At 69.1% G+C, this 18,058-nt stretch carries 16 protein-coding genes; 11 read left to right on the top strand and 5 right to left on the bottom strand.

Annotated elements, in window-relative coordinates:
• The first annotated feature begins 154 nt into the window (after positions 1 to 154).
• A complete protein-coding gene (locus EV644_RS04875) occupies positions 155 to 445 on the top strand; it encodes a DUF4287 domain-containing protein (RefSeq protein ID WP_132333314.1) in 291 nt (96 codons plus the stop codon).
• On the opposite strand, the gene EV644_RS04870 is transcribed toward EV644_RS04875, so the two are convergent.
• Positions 446 to 1,963, bottom strand: coding sequence for an amidohydrolase family protein (locus EV644_RS04870; protein WP_132333312.1), 1,518 nt, complete (start codon positions 1,961 to 1,963; stop codon positions 446 to 448).
• A 78-nt stretch (positions 1,964 to 2,041) separates the two neighbouring features.
• Between EV644_RS04870 and EV644_RS04865 the strand changes: the two genes are divergently transcribed.
• Together EV644_RS04865 and EV644_RS04860 are read left to right on the top strand one after the other, a co-directional pair.
• Positions 2,042 to 2,818: a uracil-DNA glycosylase family protein gene (locus tag EV644_RS04865; RefSeq protein ID WP_132333310.1), complete on the top strand. Its 777-nt coding sequence runs from the start codon at positions 2,042 to 2,044 to the stop codon at positions 2,816 to 2,818.
• Positions 2,819 to 2,929: 111 nt separating this feature from the next.
• Positions 2,930 to 3,628, top strand: coding sequence for an alpha/beta hydrolase (locus tag EV644_RS04860; protein ID WP_242001008.1), 699 nt, complete (start codon positions 2,930 to 2,932; stop codon positions 3,626 to 3,628).
• On the opposite strand, the gene EV644_RS04855 is transcribed toward EV644_RS04860, so the two are convergent.
• Positions 3,613 to 4,626, bottom strand: coding sequence for a LacI family DNA-binding transcriptional regulator (locus EV644_RS04855; protein WP_132333308.1), 1,014 nt, complete (start codon positions 4,624 to 4,626; stop codon positions 3,613 to 3,615). The genes EV644_RS04860 and EV644_RS04855 overlap by 16 nt on opposite strands.
• Before the next feature lie 104 nt (positions 4,627 to 4,730).
• Complete coding sequence (locus EV644_RS04850) at positions 4,731 to 5,333, bottom strand: Gfo/Idh/MocA family protein (RefSeq protein WP_132333306.1); 603 nt, start codon at positions 5,331 to 5,333, stop codon at positions 4,731 to 4,733.
• A gap of 148 nt (positions 5,334 to 5,481) precedes the next feature.
• Here EV644_RS04850 and EV644_RS04845 point away from each other — a divergent pair, with 148 nt between their 5' ends.
• Entirely contained in the window at positions 5,482 to 6,246 is a 765-nt protein-coding gene (locus tag EV644_RS04845) for a TrmH family RNA methyltransferase (protein ID WP_132291366.1), read from the top strand.
• A 26-nt stretch (positions 6,247 to 6,272) separates the two neighbouring features.
• Here the strand turns inward: EV644_RS04845 and EV644_RS04840 are convergent, their stop codons facing one another.
• Positions 6,273 to 7,178, bottom strand: coding sequence for an ACT domain-containing protein (locus EV644_RS04840; protein ID WP_242001007.1), 906 nt, complete (start codon positions 7,176 to 7,178; stop codon positions 6,273 to 6,275).
• A gap of 181 nt (positions 7,179 to 7,359) precedes the next feature.
• On the opposite strand from EV644_RS04840, the gene EV644_RS04835 reads away from it, so the two are divergent.
• The 4 genes from EV644_RS04835 to EV644_RS04820 are packed head-to-tail and all read left to right on the top strand — an operon-like array spanning position 7,360 to position 11,914.
• Complete coding sequence (locus EV644_RS04835; RefSeq protein WP_132333304.1) at positions 7,360 to 9,003, top strand: type 2 periplasmic-binding domain-containing protein; 1,644 nt, start codon at positions 7,360 to 7,362, stop codon at positions 9,001 to 9,003.
• 8 nt (positions 9,004 to 9,011) lie between these two features.
• Complete coding sequence (locus EV644_RS04830; protein ID WP_242001006.1) at positions 9,012 to 10,025, top strand: ABC transporter permease; 1,014 nt, start codon at positions 9,012 to 9,014, stop codon at positions 10,023 to 10,025.
• Complete coding sequence (locus EV644_RS04825) at positions 10,022 to 10,897, top strand: carbohydrate ABC transporter permease (protein WP_132333302.1); 876 nt, start codon at positions 10,022 to 10,024, stop codon at positions 10,895 to 10,897. The genes EV644_RS04830 and EV644_RS04825 overlap by 4 nt, the downstream gene beginning before the upstream one ends.
• A gap of 27 nt (positions 10,898 to 10,924) precedes the next feature.
• Positions 10,925 to 11,914 carry a LacI family DNA-binding transcriptional regulator gene (locus EV644_RS04820; RefSeq protein WP_132333300.1) on the top strand — a complete coding sequence of 330 codons (990 nt, stop codon included), beginning with the start codon at positions 10,925 to 10,927 and terminating at the stop codon, positions 11,912 to 11,914.
• A gap of 3 nt (positions 11,915 to 11,917) precedes the next feature.
• On the opposite strand, the gene EV644_RS04815 is transcribed toward EV644_RS04820, so the two are convergent.
• On the bottom strand, positions 11,918 to 14,236 hold the full coding sequence (locus EV644_RS04815; RefSeq protein ID WP_132333298.1) for an FUSC family protein: 2,319 nt from the start codon (positions 14,234 to 14,236) through the stop codon (positions 11,918 to 11,920).
• 98 nt (positions 14,237 to 14,334) lie between these two features.
• Between EV644_RS04815 and EV644_RS04810 the strand changes: the two genes are divergently transcribed.
• The 3 genes from EV644_RS04810 (at position 14,335) to EV644_RS04800 (ending at position 18,046) form a co-directional block, all read left to right on the top strand.
• The gene (locus EV644_RS04810) at positions 14,335 to 15,072 is read left to right on the top strand and encodes an aminoglycoside 3'-phosphotransferase (protein ID WP_132333296.1); all 738 of its coding nucleotides are present in this window, start codon (positions 14,335 to 14,337) and stop codon (positions 15,070 to 15,072) included.
• Between the two features lie 75 nt (positions 15,073 to 15,147).
• The gene (locus EV644_RS04805) at positions 15,148 to 15,693 is read left to right on the top strand and encodes a molybdenum cofactor biosysynthesis protein (protein ID WP_132333294.1); all 546 of its coding nucleotides are present in this window, start codon (positions 15,148 to 15,150) and stop codon (positions 15,691 to 15,693) included.
• A gap of 142 nt (positions 15,694 to 15,835) precedes the next feature.
• Positions 15,836 to 18,046, top strand: a complete 2,211-nt coding sequence (locus EV644_RS04800) for an MMPL family transporter (RefSeq protein WP_132333292.1) — start codon at positions 15,836 to 15,838, stop codon at positions 18,044 to 18,046.
• The last annotated feature ends 12 nt before the right edge of the window (positions 18,047 to 18,058 follow it).

Genomic DNA, 18,058 nt, shown 5'->3' with positions numbered 1-18,058 from the left:
AGCAGCCTCCTCTGTCTAGTTGTGCTCCCATCAACACCGATCCACCCGCAAACCTTCCCAGCAGCTTCTTGAGCAGGTCGTGTCGATTTCGGGGTGAGGTCTTCGACGCTGGGATGAGGCGGCCGCTGGGGCTGCTCGCGAAAGGGTGATCGGGATGTCGTTTCAGGCCTACCTGGACAAGATCGAGGAGAAGACCGGACTGACACCGCGGGAGTTGGTCGAGCTGGCCCGGGAGCGTGGTTTCGAGGGGCCGGACACCAAGGCGGGAGCCGTCGCGGACTGGCTGAAGGAGGACTACGACCTCGGCCGGGGGCACGCGATGGCGCTGGTGCACGTGATCAAGAACGGTCCCAAGATCGGCACCAAGCACGTCGGCACCACCGGCGTCCACCGCGACGAGTCCGACACCCTCTGGCTCGACGGCAAGGCCACCAAGCCCGCGTGATCAGGCGTAGTCGCGGAGGCCGGAGAGCAGGCCCTGGTGGAAGGGGTTCGCGTCGACGGCGTCGAACCAGGACGGGCCGGTGGTGAGCGGCTCGGGCGGAGGCACCTTGACCGGTGCGGGGGCTTCTGCGACCGGGCCGTTTCGACGGCGTGCATCGACGTCCACCTCGGGCGCCGGCATGTCGGGCAGCAGCACGAACGAGTCCTCGAGGGCCACGCCGCCGGCAGCCAGCGCGGTCAAGGCGTTCACCGCTCGTTCGGCCGCGCCCTCCGGGTTCTTCCGGACCTTCTCCAAGTCACCGACCACGGACTTCCAGGTGACGGCCGGGTCGCCGTAGTCGATCGCGCGACTGAGTCGGCCGACGCTGATCCGGGTCGCGGCGGGAGCGAGCGTGGACATCAGCGCCCGCAGTCCGTACCGCGCGCGGCCGCCGACCACCACCAGCCGGATATCCGCCTCGGTGGCCGCGATCAGATTGCGATGCACGTCGTCCTGGCCGCGACCGACCACGATCAGGTCGGCCAGCGCGCCCTTCTCGATCCGGCCGACCGGGTGCGGCCAGACGCCGGACAAGGCCTCACCCGGGTTCGAGGTGGCCATCCGCACCAGTTCCTCGTCGGTGAACACCCGTTGCGGCTGGGCCTTGTTCCACAGATCGGCGACCTTGAGCTCCCAGAGCACGTTGCGGGTGCCCGACGGTCCCCAGTCCGAGCCGATGCAGAGCCGGACGCCCTTCGCCTTGGCCGTGGTGACATCCGCGGTCGCGCCGTACAGCCAGTAGTTCGAGAACGGCGACCAGACCAGGCTGGAGCCGCCGCCCTGCAGGTTGGCGAAGTCGTCCGCGGTCAGCGCGCCGCCGTGGATCGCGACGAGCTGCCGCTTCACCACCCCGACGTCGTCGAGCAGCTGGAACTCCTTGCGCAGCTTGGGATCCGTGCCCTCCGCGGTGTGCGCGATGAAGCCGCGCCCCTGCTGCACCGCCGTCACGTACGACGCCAGCGCTTCGGTGCTGTCGGCAACGAGTGTGCTGACCCGGATGAAGTCCTCCCGGGTGCCCAGCTTCTCCGAGTCGACGTTGCGGATCAGGTCGTTGTCCGGCGGTACGGCGCCGCGCGGGTTGCCCTGGATCGAGGTGGTCCCGCCCACGATGGCCCGCGTTTCGACGTACCGGAGCAGGGCGCGTCCGGCCGCGGCGCCCAGCAGCCGGGCGGGTTTGCTGATCGTGTCGCTGTACGTCGGGGCGCCACCCCACTGGTTGTGCGAGGTCCAGGGGACCTTGCGCGCCGGTTCGGTCCACAGCGGCAGGCTGTTGTACATCAGGTGGTTGTGCAGGTCGATCAGCCCCGGATAGATCACGCCGCCCGCGGTGATCCGGGGCGCGTTCTCGAACCCGGGCGGTACGTCGTCGCCGGGGGTGACCGCGGCGATCAGGCCGTCGTCGCCGACATAGACCGCGCCGCGGCTGAGCACCTCGCCGTCAGGTCGCAACGTGACAACGGTTCCGCGCAGTACGAACATGGCCGCCTCCCCTGATCAAAGACCCCCCGGCCTGTGTTCACGAGCGTATGCTATAGAGCCTCCAGGGGGAGGCATTCGATGGTGGAATTCGACGCGGGTCCACCGGCAGCGGTGGCCCGGCATCTCGGTTCGCTGCCCAGCTATGCGGCGTACCGGGACCATTTCTGGTACGACTGGGGGCCGATCTTCTACCGCGGCCGGCTGAACCGATCGGCGCGGCTGCTCGGGGTGGCGTCCGATCCCGGCCCGACCGAACGGATCGCCGGCCGGACGCTGGTCGGCGACGCGGGCCAACGGGTGCAGGGTTTCCTCGCCAAGCTCGGGCTGACGTCGAGCTATGCGCTGGTCAACGCCTACGCCTATGCGCTGAGACCGTCCCGCGCGCAGCAGGCGGCGCCGCTGTTGTCGGAGCAGGACCACCTGCGCTGGCGCAACACCCTGCTCGACCTGATCACCGGACCGAACACCCAGGCGATCGTGGCGTTCGGCGCGCAGGCGCGTACCGCGGTACGGCTGTGGGACGGCAAACCGGACGTGCCGGTCTTCGAGGTGCCGCATCCGTCCAGCCGCAGTCCGCAGGTGCTGCTGGACAGCTGGCGCAAGGCCGTGACGGACCTGCGGGACATCGTCACGCCTGATCCCGACGGCGACCCGACCGGACCGAACTACGGCCCGAAGTTCCTCGAGACGGACTACGCCGCCGTCCCGCTTCGCGATCTGCCCTTCGGGGTTCCGCCCTGGTTCGGCGACGACGCCTGGGGCCGCGCGGACAAGCCGAAACACAACAACTGCGTCGAACGCCCCTCCGACGACCCCCTCAACTCCCTCCTCTGGCGAGCCCCGAAACAAGCCTGATCACCTCGTACTGCGGTGCGCCCGCGCCGCGCTGTCAACCCGCGCGGCGCGGCCCGGCGTACCGGGTTGGGCGCCGACGACTCAGTGTCCCGTGCTGGGTATGGTCTGCAGATGACTGGTCGTGAGGTGGCCGATGGGGTGCGGCAGGGGTGGCAGTCCGGGATGCTGAACGCCAGGCCGGGTGGGACGAGCAGGGAGTCCTTCGCGGCCGGGCTGCACTGGCTCGGGGCCGAGGATCGTTCGGCCGCGTTGCTGGTGCCGCCGAGGTTGCCCGCCGGTCCGGTGCCGCTGGTCGTGCTCCTGCACGGAGCGACCTCGAACCCGCGCCAGGCACTGCCATACCTGCAGGACGAGGCGCGGCAGCGGGGATTCTTGCTGTTGGCACCCAAATCGCAGGATTACACCTGGGACGTGATCCGGGGCGGGTTCGGCCCGGACGTCGGCCCGCTCGACCTGGTCCTGGACGAGGTGTTCGAGCGGTTCGCGGTCGATCGGGCCCGGCTGGCGATCGCCGGGTTCTCCGACGGCGCGTCGTACGCGCTGAGCCTCGGGCTGGTGAACGGTGACCTCTTCACCCACGTGCTCGCCTACTCGCCGGGGTTCGTGGTCTCGGGACCGCGGCCGGGCCGGCCGAAGATCTTCGTCTCACACGGCATCAGCGACCACGTGCTGCCGATCGACCGCTGCAGCCGGCGGATCGTGCCGGTGCTCCGTGAGGACGGCTATGACGTCGACTACCGCGAGTTCGACGGCGGCCACGAACTCCGCGCCGATTTGGTTGCCGCTGCCACCGATCAGCTGATGGCGTAGGTGCTGTCGCGGACGATGAGCTCGGTGGCCAGTTCCACCTTGGGGCTCTCGAGGTCTTCGCCGTTCATCAGCCGGATCACCGAACGGGCGGCGACCATGCCCATCTGGGCCAGCGGCTGACGGACCGTGGTCAGCGGCGGGCTCGCCCACTGGGACTCGGGCAGGTCGTCGAACCCGACCACGCTGACGTCGTCCGGCACCCGCAGCCCGCGACGGCGGACCGCCTCGTAGACACCGAGGGCCATCTGGTCACTGGAGGCGAAGATCGCGGTCGGCGGGTCGGCCAGGTCGAGCAGTTCACCGGCGCCGACGAATCCCGACTCGTGGTAGAAGTCGCCCTCGTAGATCAGGCCTTCGCAGGAGAGTCCGGCAGCATCGAGCGCAGCCTTGTACCCGTCCTGGCGGGCCCTGCTGCAAAGCAACCGGGGTGGTCCGGCGATCAGCCCGATCCGCCGGTGCCCGTGCTCGATCAGGTGCTCGGTCGCGCTCAGCCCGCCGGCCCAGTTCGTCGCTCCGATGGTCGGAACCTCGAGGCTGGGTACGCCGGCCGGGTCGATGACCACGCTCGGCACCTGCAGCCGCCGCAACTCCGCCTGCAGTCTCGGCTCCAGGCCGGAGGTGACCAGGATGACGCCGTCGGAGGTCCGGGCCTGCAGGTTCTGCATCCACTGCCGGGCCGACGTCGACCGGCGATGGATCGCCGACACGACGGTGCCCATGCCCGAACTGTGCGCGACCTCCTCGACGCCGCGGATGATCTCGACCGCCCACGGGCTGTCCAGGTCGTTGAAGACCAGGTCGATCAGGTTCGCGCGCTCCGTCTGCCGGGAGCCGCGGCGGCGGTATCCGTGGTGCTCGAGCAGCCCCTCGACCTTGGCGCGGGTGCCGGGAGCCACGTCGGCGCGGCCGTTCAGCACCCGCGACACCGTCGGCACCGACACCCCGGCCTCGCGGGCGATGTCGGTGATGGTGATGCGGGCTCCGTCAGCGGTCGCCACCCAAGCTCCTTCGTCCAGTCGGTTCAAGGGTCTACCGGGATTGTCCAGAGATCTCAATCACGCGCAGATCTCAACCGGTCGCGGTCCTCAGCCGGTCGCGGTCCTCAGCCGGTCGCGGTGAAGGCGTTCTCATCGCTACTCTCACCCCGACGCACCGACCGCCCGGTCCGAGCCGCCTCCCGCAGAGCGGCAAGCAACTCGTGCCCCGCCGTCCGATCGCCTGCCTCTGAATCCTCCGTCGCCACCAGGCTGACGCTCTCATTCCAGGCCTGGGCTACCGGTTGCTCCCGGCCCGCGGTCGCGGTGAGCTTGCAAATCCCTTGCTGGTGGTCGATCTCGACCGTCGCGTGCTCGAAGTCGAAGCGGAACCAGCCGACCTCTCGCGCCGCGAGCAGACTGTTCAGCACCGTCGCGATCGTGCCGTCGGCGAACACCACGAGTGCCGCCGTCAACTCCTCGATCGCGGTCCGCCGGGTCCGCCGAGCGGCGACCGCGACCACCTCGGTCCACTCGCCGAGCACGCTCAGCAGCAGTTCGACCTGACGCACAGTCCCGTACTCCGCCTCGCCCGCACGCCGCGCTCCGAAGTACGCGTCGGGGCGGAACCACAGCGAAGTACAGGTGGCTGCGATCGGTCGGCCGAGTCGGGCGTCGCCGGCCAGCCGTCGCAGGTCGACCTGGCGGAACGGGACCACGTGTTCGGTCATGAGAGGTTCCTTCACAGCGCCGGGGAGGAAGCACTGAAACTATCGGAACTCTAGCTGGAAGTTCCGCGATCCGGCCTCCGAAAACTATCGGAAGGACCCTGCGGACGCGGAAGTTCGCCCGCCGCGTCGACGCCTGTACGGTGATGCGGTGAACCAGAAAGGCTCGGAGGAGCGGGAGCGGTTGTCGCCGCGGGACAAGTGGATCACCATCTTCGGACGGAAGCCGGTGCTCGAGGCGCTCAACGATCCCGCCCTGTCGGTCGCCAAGATCATCGTCGCGGACAACGCCGGCGGGCACTCGCTGGACGACATCCTGAAGGCCGCGGCCCGCACCGGTACGCCGGTCGAGCGGGCGACGGCGACGCGGGTGAAGTGGCTGGCCGGCAACGGCAAGCACGACCAGGGCGTGGTCGCCGATGTGAACGCTCCCCGGATGACCCCGCTGGCCGAGTTCGTCCGGGCTCGCGGCAAGCGGCCGACCAAGGTCTTCCTGCTTGACGGCGTGACCAATCCGGGCAACGTCGGGATGATCCTGCGAACCGCCACCGGCGCCGGCTTCGACGGCGTCATCCTGCCGAAAGCCGGTACGCCGCACGTCGGGCCGCTGGTGATCAAGGCCTCGGCCGGGGTGGCGTTCCAGGCCCCGATCGTCAACGTCGCCACCGCGAAGGCGGCGGTGAACCTGTTGACCGAGGCCGGTTATCGCATCTACGGCCTGTCCGCGCGCTCCCGGCAGTCGCTCTTCAAGGCCGAACTGGCACCGCGCTCGGTGTTCGTCCTCGGCGGCGAGACGAACGGCATCTCGGTCGCCACCGACGAGGACCTGCAGATTCCGCTGCACGCCGGCGTCGAGTCACTGAACGTCGCCGTCGCCGCAGCGGTAGTCGCCTTCGAAGTCACCAACCGCGACTGATCACCACCGCGCCCAACGGCGCCTGATCACCGCGCCGGGCTGAGCGCCCGGGATGCTTCGGCGACCTGGGCGAGGCGTTGGGCGCGGGCCGACTCCGCCGGAGTGAACGGTTCGCCCGGCCGCGTGAACACATACAGCCCACTCCACGGCGACGGGATCTTCAGAATCGTTCCGTCGTTGGGTAGTTGCCGTCCCTCGAAGGCCTTCGGATCGGTGACCTGTTGCGCGCCGAGCAGTTCCGCCACCGCATGCGGGAGTTCCGCCGGATCGGCGACGACCTGCGCGGACAGACTCAGCGCCTTGGTCTGCCCGTCAACCAGGGCGAGGGCAGTCGTCGGCCACAGATGCGCGTTCCGGCCACCAGCAGCCGTGACGACGTCCAGCAACTCCTCCGGCCGAACCGTGTCCGGAGTGGACACCACGAGTTCATCCCGTACGCCGTCCGCGACCGGGTGGATGTGCAGGCCGAGGATGTTGGCGTCGAGCTCGGCCAGTCCGTGGGTGAGGTGTTCCAGCTCGCCGGCCCGGTCCTCCAGCGTGACCCTGATCCGCCAGAGTGACGGCGCTTGCCGAAGACCGGTCTGAGCCTGGTGCCGGGCGTGGTGGTCGGGGGCGTGCAACCAGGTCCGGAGCAGCCGCATGGTGGACGGCTCGATCACCCAGATCACCAGCGCGGTGGTGGTGAGCGCCAGCAGGCTGACGGAGACGAGGTACGGCGGATGCATCTGCAGGATCAGGGCGTGCAGGGCGAGCTCGACCGGGAAGATCGCGGCGAGCTTGGCCAGGGTCAGGCGGAGCCGGGCCGGATGGGGCAACCGCCCGCACACGTCGCACGCCGTACCGGCGGTGACGGCCCGGGAGATGTCAGGCCGCGAGCTGTCAGGCCGGGAGCTGTCGGGCCGGGAGAAGGCTGAACTGTGCGGCTTGTCCATGCCTCCAGGCTGGCGGCCCCGCGTATCCCGGCTGTTGCGGAGGTGTGAATCTTCGGTTCGGTCTTGCGTGATCGGGAGGGCTGGGTTTACGGTCCCGGTTAACGTTTAAGTGCTCGTTAGTGAGTGCTTGATGCAAATTAAGATCACAAACGGTCAGATCGAGCAAAGGGTGAGGTCAGTTATGGAGAGCAGGTACGGGCGCAGGCGGTTCCTGGGACTGGGTGGCGCCGCGCTGGGTGCGGTCGTTCTCGGCCCGACGCTGGCCGGTTGTGGCGACGGCGGCGCGGCGAGCGGTGGCGCCAAGGCGTCGAGTGACGTGGCCTTGCCGACGTACAAGGCGTTCGAGGGGCTGCGACCCGAACTGGCCGGCGCCGAGTCCGGTCTCGAGCCCGGCTTCCTGCAGTTCCCCGAGAACGCGATCGCGAGCGTGCAGGCGCCGCCGCTGAAGAACGCGGTGACCGCGCTGACCGAGACGTTCGCGACGCCTCCGCCGCCGATGGGCAGCAACCCGATGTGGCAGGCGCTGAACCAGGCGCTCGGAGCGGACCTGAAGCTCACCATCGGCACTGACCCCGGCTATCCGGAGAAGTTCGCCACCCTGCTGGCCAGCGACTCGCTGCCGGACCTGATGTGGCTGCCGCCGAACCAGGGCATCCCGAACATCGGCCCGATGCTGGAGGCGAAGTTCCAGGACCTGACCAAGTACCTGGCCGGCGATGCCGTGCTGGAGTACCCGAACCTCGCGGCGCTCAAGCCGGCCTCCTGGCGGACCGCTGTGGTGAACGGCAAGATCTGGGGCGCTCCGATCCCGTCGACGCCGTTCGGCCAGGTGATGATGGGTAACCCGAAGACCTGGGCCAAGGTGGGCGGCCTGCAGTGCAAGACGGCCGACGAGTTCTTTGCCAAGTGCAAGGAGCTGACCCGCGGTACGAACTACGCGCTGGAGCCGGCGATCGTGAACATGCTGCACATGTTCGGCGAGTGGTTCGGTGCGCCGAACAGCTGGCGGGTCAACCAGGACCGGTCGCTGACGCACCTCTACGAGACCGACAACTACAAGGCCGCGGTCGAGTACGCCGCGAAGCTGTGGGCGGCGAAGGTCTTCTACCCCGACCTCAACCTGGCCGACGCGACGCCCAAGACGGTGAACGGCCAGATCGCCGCGCAGGTCACCGTCGGACCGCGGGCGACGGCCGACTTCCGGGCCGCCGACCCGACGCTGTTCGTCGACACGATGATCCCGTTCGGCCACGACGACAAGGCCAAGCCGGTCTACGACATGGGCTACGGCACCGTCGGGTTCACCCCGTTCAAGAAGACCGACGAGGGCCGGATCCGCGAACTCCTTGCCCTGGTCAACTACCTCTCGGCGCCGTTCGGCACCAAGGAGTACCTGCAGAAGAACTTCGGTACCGCGGGCCGGCAGTACTCGCTGGACGCCAAGAAGAACCCGGTGCTCACCCAGGCCGGCAACCAGCAGGCGCCCGGTCTGGTCAGCGCGCTGCAGATCATGACCGCGCCGGAGAGCGTGATCTTCAACCCTGCTTATCCCGAGGACACCCGGAAGGTGCACGCGACCGAGCAGAAGCTGCTCCAGTACGCGATGCGCAACCCGACCGCCGGCACGTACTCCGACACCAGCAGCAAGGTCGGGCCCAAGCTGACCGAGGCGTTCCGCGACACGATCATCGACATCGTCACCGGCCGGCAGAAGATGGACGCGTACGACGAGGCGCTGAAGCGCTGGAAGTCCGGCGGCGGTGACAAGATGCGCGGCGAGTTCGAGGCCGTGCTGCCCGCCGGCGTTCCGGTCACCGCGTCCTGAGTCCGCCGATGACACTGGTGACAGAGCGGCCGGACTCCGCCAAGGCAGTCAGGGAAACGCCCAAGCGGCGGCGCGGCAGGCGTCAGCGCAGTACCGGACAGGAGTTGCCGTTCGGGGTCCGGTTGCGGCGGGACTGGCAGATGCTGGTGCTGATGGTGCCCGGGGTGCTGTTCCTGCTGGTGTTCTTCTACGTGCCGGTGCTCGGCAACGTGGTCGCCTTCCAGGACTTCCAGCCGTACCTCGGGATCATGCACAGCGAGTGGAACGGCGTGCAGAACTTCATCAACCTGTACGCCAACCCCGACTTCTGGGACGCGTTGCGCAACACGCTGGTGCTCGCCTTCGTCCAGTTGGTGCTGTTCTTCCCGGTGCCGCTGGCGATGGCGCTGATCGTGGACTCGCTGGTCAGCAACCGGGTCCGGCGGGCGTTCCAGACCATCGCGTACCTGCCGCACTTCCTGTCCTGGGTGCTGGTGATCGCGCTGTTCCAGCAGTCGCTCGGTGGGGCGGGCTTCGTCAACAACCTGCTCCGGCAGGCCGGGCTCGACCCGATCCCGTTCATGACGAACCCGGACACGTTCCCGCTGCTGGTGGTCGCGCAACTGGTCTGGAAGGACGCAGGCTGGGCGATGATCATCTTCCTCGCCGCGCTGTCCGCGGTGGACGTCTCCCTGTACGAGGCGGCCGCCGCGGACGGTGCCGGCCGGTGGCGCCGCCTCTGGCACATCACCCTGCCGTCGATGCGGACCGTCATCGTGCTGCTGCTGATCCTGCGGATCGGCGACGTGCTCAGCGTCGGCTTCGAGCAGTTCATCCTGCAGCGCGACTCGGTCGGCCCGGGCGCGGCCGAAGTACTGGACACGTTCACGTACTACGCCGGCGTGGTCGGTGGTGACTGGAGCAGCGGGGCCGCGGCCGGTCTGGCCAAGGGAGTCGTCGGCGCGTTGCTGCTCTGGGGCGCCAACTCGATCGCCCACCGGCTGGGCGAACCCGGCATCTTCCAGAAGAGGGGACAGTCATGAGGCCGATCTGGAAGGAGCGGCCGTCGCCGGCCTACCAGACGATCAAGGCGGTCGTGCTCGGCGGTTTCGCGCTCGCGATCATCATCCCGATCATGGTCGTCGTGTCGACGTCGCTGGCCAGCGACCAGGACATCATCTCCGCCGGCGGGTACGTGCTGTGGCCGTCGCACCCGACGGTGAAGGCCTACGAGACCTTGTTCAGCGGCGGACTGATGGGACGCGCGATCATGGTCAGCGTCTTCGTCACAGTGGTCGGTACGGCGATCGCGCTGGCCACCACGATCGCGCTGGCCTATGCCACCTCGCAGCCGGTGGTGTTCGGGCGGCCGGTGCTGCTGCTGGTGCTGTTCACCCTGCTGTTCGCGCCGGGCATCATCCCGATGTTCCTGATCGTCAAGCAGCTCGGGCTGATCGACAGCCTGTGGTCGCTCATCCTGCCCGGCGCGCTGGGGGCGTTCAATTTCGTGGTGATGCGGACGTTCTTCATGAACGTGCCGCAGGAGATCCTGGAGAGCGCGCGGATCGACGGGGCGAGCGACTTCACCATCCTGCGGCGGATCGTGATGCCGCTGTCGAAGGCGGTGATCGCCGTGGTCGGGCTGTTCTACGCGGTCGGATTCTGGAACGCGTTCTTCAACGCGCTGCTGTACCTCAACGACACCGCGAAGTGGCCGGTGCAGGTGATCCTGCGGACGTACGTGCTGCAGGGCAAGTCGCTGTCGGCGGACCAGTTGGGCGTCGCGCCGCCGCCGCAACCGCAGTCCCTGCAGATGGCGGTCGTGGTGGTCGCGCTGGTGCCGATCGCGATGGTCTACCCGTTCCTGCAGCGGCACTTCAACAAGGGCGTCATCACTGGCGCCGTCAAGGGCTGAGGCCACCGTTCTGAGAGAATCGGTGTCATGCCGACGGGGATGACCGACAAGCCGACGCTGCGTACGGTGGCTGCCGAGGCGGGGGTCTCGATCGCCACGGTGTCGTACGTGCTGTCAGGTCATCGCCGCAGCCAGACGATCTCCGAGACGACCGCGCACCGGGTGCGCGAGGTGGCGGCCCGGCTCGGGTATCGGCGCAACGACGCGGCGCGCGCGATTCGCACCGGCAAGTCCGATCTCGTCCTGCTGTCGCTCAGCGTGCTCGCCGATCCGTGGGCGCAGGCTGTCGCCGCTGCTGTGAGCGATGCGGTGACTCCGCTGGGGAAGACCGCGCTGATCGTTGCCGACGGCGACTGGCGGACAGTGCTGGCGAACCGGACACCCGACGTGATCTTCATCGACCACGTCGCCGACGATCCGGAGTTGGTGGATCAACTGGAGGCCTTCGCGGACCAGGGCGTGCAGATCGTGGCATTCAGCGAGGTGCTGGAGCCGCGGGGATTCGACGTGATCCGGTCGGGTGCCGAGCCGCGGTGTCACCTGGCCGTGGAGCATCTGCTCGAACGGCACACCCGGATCGGGGCGCTCACCGCGAAGCTCGAGGGATCACCGCGCTTCGACGCGTACCGGCGGACGATGGCGGCCGCCGGGTTGCCGCTCGGCGAGGTGGCGACCTTCGAGCCGCATCCCGAAGGCGCCTACCGGGCGGCGATGTCCGTGCTCACCAAGCCGGACCGGCCGACCGCGTTGTACTGCACCACGGATTTCGCGGCGATCGCGGCGATCCGGGCGGCGCATCGGCTGCGGCTGGACGTGCCGGGCGATCTCGCGGTGATCGGGGTGGGCAACACCCCGGAGGGCGAACGCCTCGATCCGTCGCTGTCGACGGTCGGGCCGGTCGGGTTCAACGCGGCCCTGAGCCGGATCATCGTCGGCCGGCTGACCGACCGCGAAGGGGCGCCCGGTCAGGTCTTCGACTTCCCCTGGCAACTGATCATCCGCGAGTCCTCTTCCTAGATCTCAGGCGGGGGACTTCGCCAGGGTGCTCTGGTTGATCGGCTCGGCCGGGGCCGACAGGCTTTGCTGCAGGCGACGGATCGCGTCCAGGTGGTCGGCGGTCCAGATCAGCCGTACTGCGACCGCGGTCTCCGCCCCGCCCAGGTCCCGGCGCACCGCGTCGACGAGCCGGGCGTTCGCGGAGTGGTCGGGGGTCAGTGGTGCCGGGATGTCGTCGGGACCGGCGAGGGCCTGGGCGGCCTGCTGGTCCCAGGCGAGCACCTGGTCGGTCGCGGCGATGATCTCGGCGCGCGCGGCCGTTCTGTCGACGCCCGGCTCGCTCTGATCGTCGCGCCACAGGTCGAGGATCGACTCGGCGGTCAGGCGGATCAGCGCGACCGCGGAGATCAGGGCTGTCACCTCGGCGAGCGGGAGTTGCTTGGTGCCGCGCTCGGTGAGGAACCCGCGGAAGGCGTCGTCCAGCCGCCGGGCGGACGCCGCCGCCTCGCGGGCCTCCCCGGTCGGCCGGTCCGCCCGCGGGGCGAGCGCGTCGCACCGCGACACGGCGTACGCGACTGAACTGCCGAGGTAGCGGGCGCTGTCGGAGAGCGCCTCGGAAAGGGCCTGCCGGAGCGCGGGGACGGCGCCGCGCGGCCAGAAGACCACGCCGATCACGAGACTGACCACTGCGCCGAGGGCGACGTCCTCGATCCGGACCAGGCCGAGTTCCCAGCCGGCCGGCTGGATCAGGCTGAAGAGGATCAGGATCACCACGCTGAAGGCGGCCTGCCCGGCGGCGAAGGAGATCGCCGCGGGCGCGAGGCCGGCGAACAGGACGGCGATCGGGAGGATGAACCAGAAGGCCATGGTGTTGGAGCCGACGGCGAAGATGAGGGCGACGCCGATCAGGATGCCGACGACCGTTCCGGCCAGCGCGCGGACGACGTTCTGGCCGGTGGTCAGCGCGTTGGACCGCAGTACCGACAGAGTTCCGAGGACCACCCAGAAGGAATGGCCGACCCCGGTGAGATCGGCGACCAGTACTGCGAGCGCGAGGGCGGCGGCACCGCGAACGCTGTTGTGCAGCCAGACGGAGTGCCGCTCGACGTGGGCACCCGCGCGATCCTGCGCCGAGGCGAGGACCGATCCCGCGCCCGGTGGGGGACTGCCGGCGACGTGTTGCCACCAGGTACGGCGTCTGGCCGCGACGGTGAAGCGGAGGTTCTCGCTGATCTCGGAGATCGCGAAGGCCATCTCCTGGGCACGGAAGCCCGGTTCCAGTGAGGTGACGAACTCGGCGTGGTCCTCCTTGAGTGGAAGGGCCGAGGTCATGGCTTCTTCCATCGCCCGCTGGGTCTTCCGGAGCTGGGCCAGGTCGGCGTCGAGGGTGGCCGGGTCGCCGACCGTTCCCAGCACGGTGGCGCCGTGGTCGAGCAGGGTCGCGGCGGCGAGTTTGACCTCGCAGACTGCCTTGACGTGCCGTCCCGGGGTGTGGGCGAGCGGGGGTTGCTCGAGGACGGACTGGAGCAGCAGGATCTGGTCGATCAGCCGGACCAGGGTCCGCGTCGCGGTGGACAGGCCGGTCGGGCGGTACGGAGTGCTGAAGAAGGTTCTGCGCAGGTCTGCGACGGCCTCGGCGCTGTCGGTCAGGTCGTCGGCGATCTCGGGGTCGGCGGTCTGGGCGTCGCTGGTCTGGGCGTCGGCGGTCTGGGCGTCGCTGGGCGGGGTGTTGTTGATTTGGGTGGTCGGGGCGCCTTGGGCGGCGCGGATGCGGGCGACCTCGGTGCGCAGGGTTCTGGCTTGGAGGGCCAGGGTGCGGGCTGTTGCCAGCCGCAACGGATCCTTGGTGGGCGCGGGCCAGAGGACGGCGATCGCGATCATCGACACCAGGCCGGCCGTCAGCCAGCCGAGCAGCCGGTCCGGGATGGCGCTCACGGCTCCGGGGAGGTTGACCGGCAGGACGAAGGTGACCAGCAGAGCGGTGGTCGCGCTGGCGAACACCGAGCTGACGACGGCGCTGAACAACACCGCGAACGAGACCAGGAACATCGCCGGTACCGCGAGCCAGATCCGCTGGGCCGCGAGGGTCCCGAGGCAGATCAGCACCGCGCCGGCCAGCACGAGCGAACCCTGGGCGAGGACGCGATCCCGGATCTGGCCGCCGAAGTCCACGAAGATCAGCAGCGACATCGAGCCGAAGGCGGCGAACGTCGCGGCGTTGGCGTCGCCGACCACCTCGGCGTACAAGGCGAACAACACCGGCATCACGAGCGCGGCCCGGGAGCTGCGGCGCAGGGCGGACAGGTTGGCATCCCGCGTTCGCAGCCAGCGAAGGATCGTCATGTCCGGCTCCGCATCTCGGTCAGAACCACCTTGAGGGGACTCTATAGTCCGCCTCCTGGTGGCCTCGGGGTGAGCGGTTCCTGTGTGAGGATTGATCGATGGAGCTGCCGGGGAGTGGGTGGGAGCCGGTCACCGTTGGGGAGTCGGCGACCGAGGTGTTCCGCCGCGGTGACGTCTTCGCCAAGCTTTGCGTCGCCGCTGGGGTGCCGGAGTTGCGTGATGAGCGTGACCGAGTGGAGTGGCTTGCCGGGACCGGGCTGCCTGGTGCTGAGGTGGTCGACTGGGTCGAGTCCTTCGATGGCGCTTGCCTGCTGACAACTGCCCTTCCTGGGGTCGCTGCTGCCGACCTGCCCTGGTCTCGCCCTCTGTCCGACAGCCTCGCGGGAGTGATCAGGTCCTTGCACGAGTTCCCGCCGGAGAAGTGTCCGTTCGAGCGTCGGCTGCGAGACGTCGTCAGCCAGGCAGAGGACGTAGTACGGCGTGGTGCCGTGAACCCCGACTTCCTCACCGACGAGTGGCGCCGGGTCCGCCCGGAGGACCTGCTAGCCAGGATCCACGCCGAGCTCGCCGAGGTGCCCGCGGCCGACCTGGTCGTCTGCCACGGCGACGCCTGCCTCCCGAACGTCCTCTTCGACCCCGACACCTTGGAATGCACGGGCCTGATCGACCTTGGCCGCCTGGGTATCGCCGACCGCCACTCCGACCTGGCCCTCCTTCAGGCCCAACTCGACGAACTACACCCCGGCGCCGCCCCCACCTTCTTCACCACCTACGGCCCCACCGACCCCACCCGCCTGGCGTTCTACCACCTCCTGGACCCCCTCACCTGGGGCTGATCCCCTGCGGCAGCCGGCGTACGTCGTGCTTGGGTGAGCGCGGTCGGGGCGGTGGGTGGCGAGTAGCGTGGGGGTGTGGCTGACGGTGTGCCGGTGGAGATCGTGGCGCTGGTGGTTTCGGAGGTGCATGCGTTCGAGGGGCGGCCTCTGGACGGGCCGCGGCCTGACCCCGAGCCGATCCAGCGCTCCGAGGTCACGATCAAGGCCGGGCTGGGAATCGTCGGCGACAGGTACTTCAACCAAGCGATCCACCGCAACGCAGCAGTCACGGTCTTCGACGCCGGCGTTCTCGACCAGCTCGCCCGCGACCTCGGCCTCCCGACGGCCCCGGACCCGCACCTACCCCGCCGCAACATCGCCCTCCGCGGCTTCCCCGTCGACCAACTGGCCGCGCACCTGGACGAATCCGGTCACCGCGTCCCAGGCGCCACCTTCACCCTGGACAGCGGCTCCGGCCCCATCACCTTCCAAGCCCACCGCCCTGCCAACCCCTGCGCCTGGATGGACCAGGTCCTGGCCCCCGGCGCCTTCAAAGCCCTCCGCGGCCACGGCGGCATCCGCTGCACACCCCTGACCTCCGGCATCCTCCACCTGGGCCCGGCGACCCTCACCACCCTTTAGCCGCCGCACTAATCCACCCCGGGCGTACCGCGCCTGCGGTATGCCATTGGGCCGTTGATCACCGCAGCTGGTTGACGACGCGGTAGGGGGTGGTGGCGAACCCTGAGAGACGTCTGCACAAGTCTCTCGGAAGGTTCCCCTCGTGAAAGCTCTAGCCCGTACGGTTTACCAGTGGCGGCGGGCCACCCTGATCGGCTGGATCGTTGCGTTGGTCGGTCTGGCGGTGGTCGCGGTGGGCATCGGCAGTGCCTTCACCGACACCACCGATATTCCTGACAGCGAGTCCGCCACTGCCTACAGCGTTCTGGCGGAGGCCGGTGGCGGGCAGGCTGCCACCACGACCGGAAACATCGTCTGGCACTCCACCGGCGCCGCGATCAACAGCCCGGTGGTGCGTACCGAGATCACGGCGCTGGTGGATCGGGTCAGAGACATACCGGGCGTGCGGCAGGTGGTCAGCCCGTACGACGCTGCGGGCGCAGGCCAGCTGAACGCGTCGGCGAGTACCGCCTATGCACGGGTCGTGCTGAATGCCGGCGCGGATGTCGAGCCTGCCAAGGAGGCCGCCGAGCAGGCGCAGAGCGCGTCGCTGGAGGTGCACACGGGTGGGCAGGCCTTCATCGAGCAGCCCGCGCCGTCGCACGGCACCGAGGTGGTAGGCATCTTGGCGGCGCTGGCGATCCTGTTGCTGGTGTTCCGTTCGATGTGGGCAGCGCTGCTTCCGATCATCACTGGCGTCGTCGGTGTGGGCGCGTCGATGCTGTTGGTCGTGCTCGGCGCGCACGTGGTCGACCTGTCGGCTACCAGCCTGACGATGGGCGCGTTGATTGGTCTGGGCGTCGGCATCGACTACGCCCTGTTCATCGTCAACCGATACCGCAAGGCCGTGCTGAGCGGCGCGAGTGTGCCAGACGCGATCCAGCAGGCGCTGGACACCTCGGGTCGTGCCGTGATCTTCGCGGGCATCACCGTCGTGGTCGCCCTGCTCGGCATGTTCCTGGTCAACCTCGACGTTCTGACCGGCATGGGGCAGGCGGCCGCGGTTACCGTCCTGCTGACGGTCGCCGCCGCCATCACGTTGCTGCCGGCGCTGCTGGGCATCCTTGGCCACAAGGTCCTGTCCCGTCGTCAGCGTCGCGCGCTGGCAGCAGACACCGGCGATGGGGACGCCGGCGCGGTGTCGCGGCAACGGCGTCCGGGTCTGGCCGGGCGGTGGGCCCAGCTGGTGCAGCGGGCGCCGCGGCGTGTTGGCGCTGTCGCCCTGCTGGTGCTGGTCGGGTTGGCCGCGCCGGTGGCGAGCATGCGGGTGGGTGACGCGGACGCTAGCAGCGACCCCGCCGGATCGCAGTCGCGGGCGTACTCCGAGGTGATGGCAGACACCTTCGGCGCCGGCATCGACGCTCCGCTGCTCCTGGTGGCCCGCACGCCTGACGCGGCCGCCGCGGCTGCGTTCAGCTCGCTGATGAGTGACGTGAAAACTGTCGAGGGTGTCGCCGCCGTCACCGCGGCACCCGCCGGTGCGGGACAGCGGATCGCCGTGGCCACCGTCACCCCCACCACGAGCGCGCAGGCCAAGGAAACCGCGGATCTGGTCAGCGACCTCCGCGAGAACGTGATCCCCGCGGCGAATGAGGGCACCGGGCTTCAGGTCTTTGTCGGCGGCACGACCGCCACCGCAATCGACCTGGGCGACGCGCTGATGGGCAAGCTGCCGCTGTACCTGGGTCTGGTCGCCCTTCTCGGGTTCCTGCTGCTGGCCCTGGCGTTCCGCAGCGTGCTCGTGCCACTGGTCGGCGCCCTGAGCAACCTGGCGACCATCCTGGTCGGCTTGGGAGCGATCACCGCGATTTTCCAGTTCGGCTGGGGGAGCGGGTTGATCGGTGTCGGCGACGGCGCACCGGTGATGTACATCGTCCCGGTCATCATCGTCGGTGTGGTCTTCGGCCTGTCGATGGACTACCAGGTGTTCCTGGTCAGCCGCATGCACGAGGAATGGACCCACACCCGCGACAACACTCGCGCCGTCCGGGTGGGGATGGTCGAGACCGGGAAGGTGATCGCCGCAGCCGCCGCGATCATGCTCTGCGTGTTCGCCTCGTTCAGCTTCAGCGGCGAGCGTATCGTCTCGGCCATCGGCATCGGCCTGGCCATCGCCGTCCTCATCGACGCGTTCGTGATGCGCCTGACGCTCCTGCCCGCGCTGATGACGCTGATCGGCCGGCGCAACTGGTCCTACCCGGCGTGGGCCGAGCGGATCACCCCTCGCCTGTCGATCGAAGGCCCGGACGCCGAGTCGGCTGTCGCACCGGACGCCGAGCCGGTGGCCGCCGGCCAGAGCAGGACAGGATCGTAGGGCTGAGGAGAT

The organism is Kribbella orskensis (assembly GCF_004342085.1).
Taxonomy (GTDB): Bacteria; Actinomycetota; Actinomycetes; order Propionibacteriales; family Kribbellaceae; genus Kribbella; species Kribbella orskensis.
The sequence above is the reverse complement of the archived record's forward strand: the minus strand, read 5'-3'. Positions and strand labels throughout refer to the sequence as shown.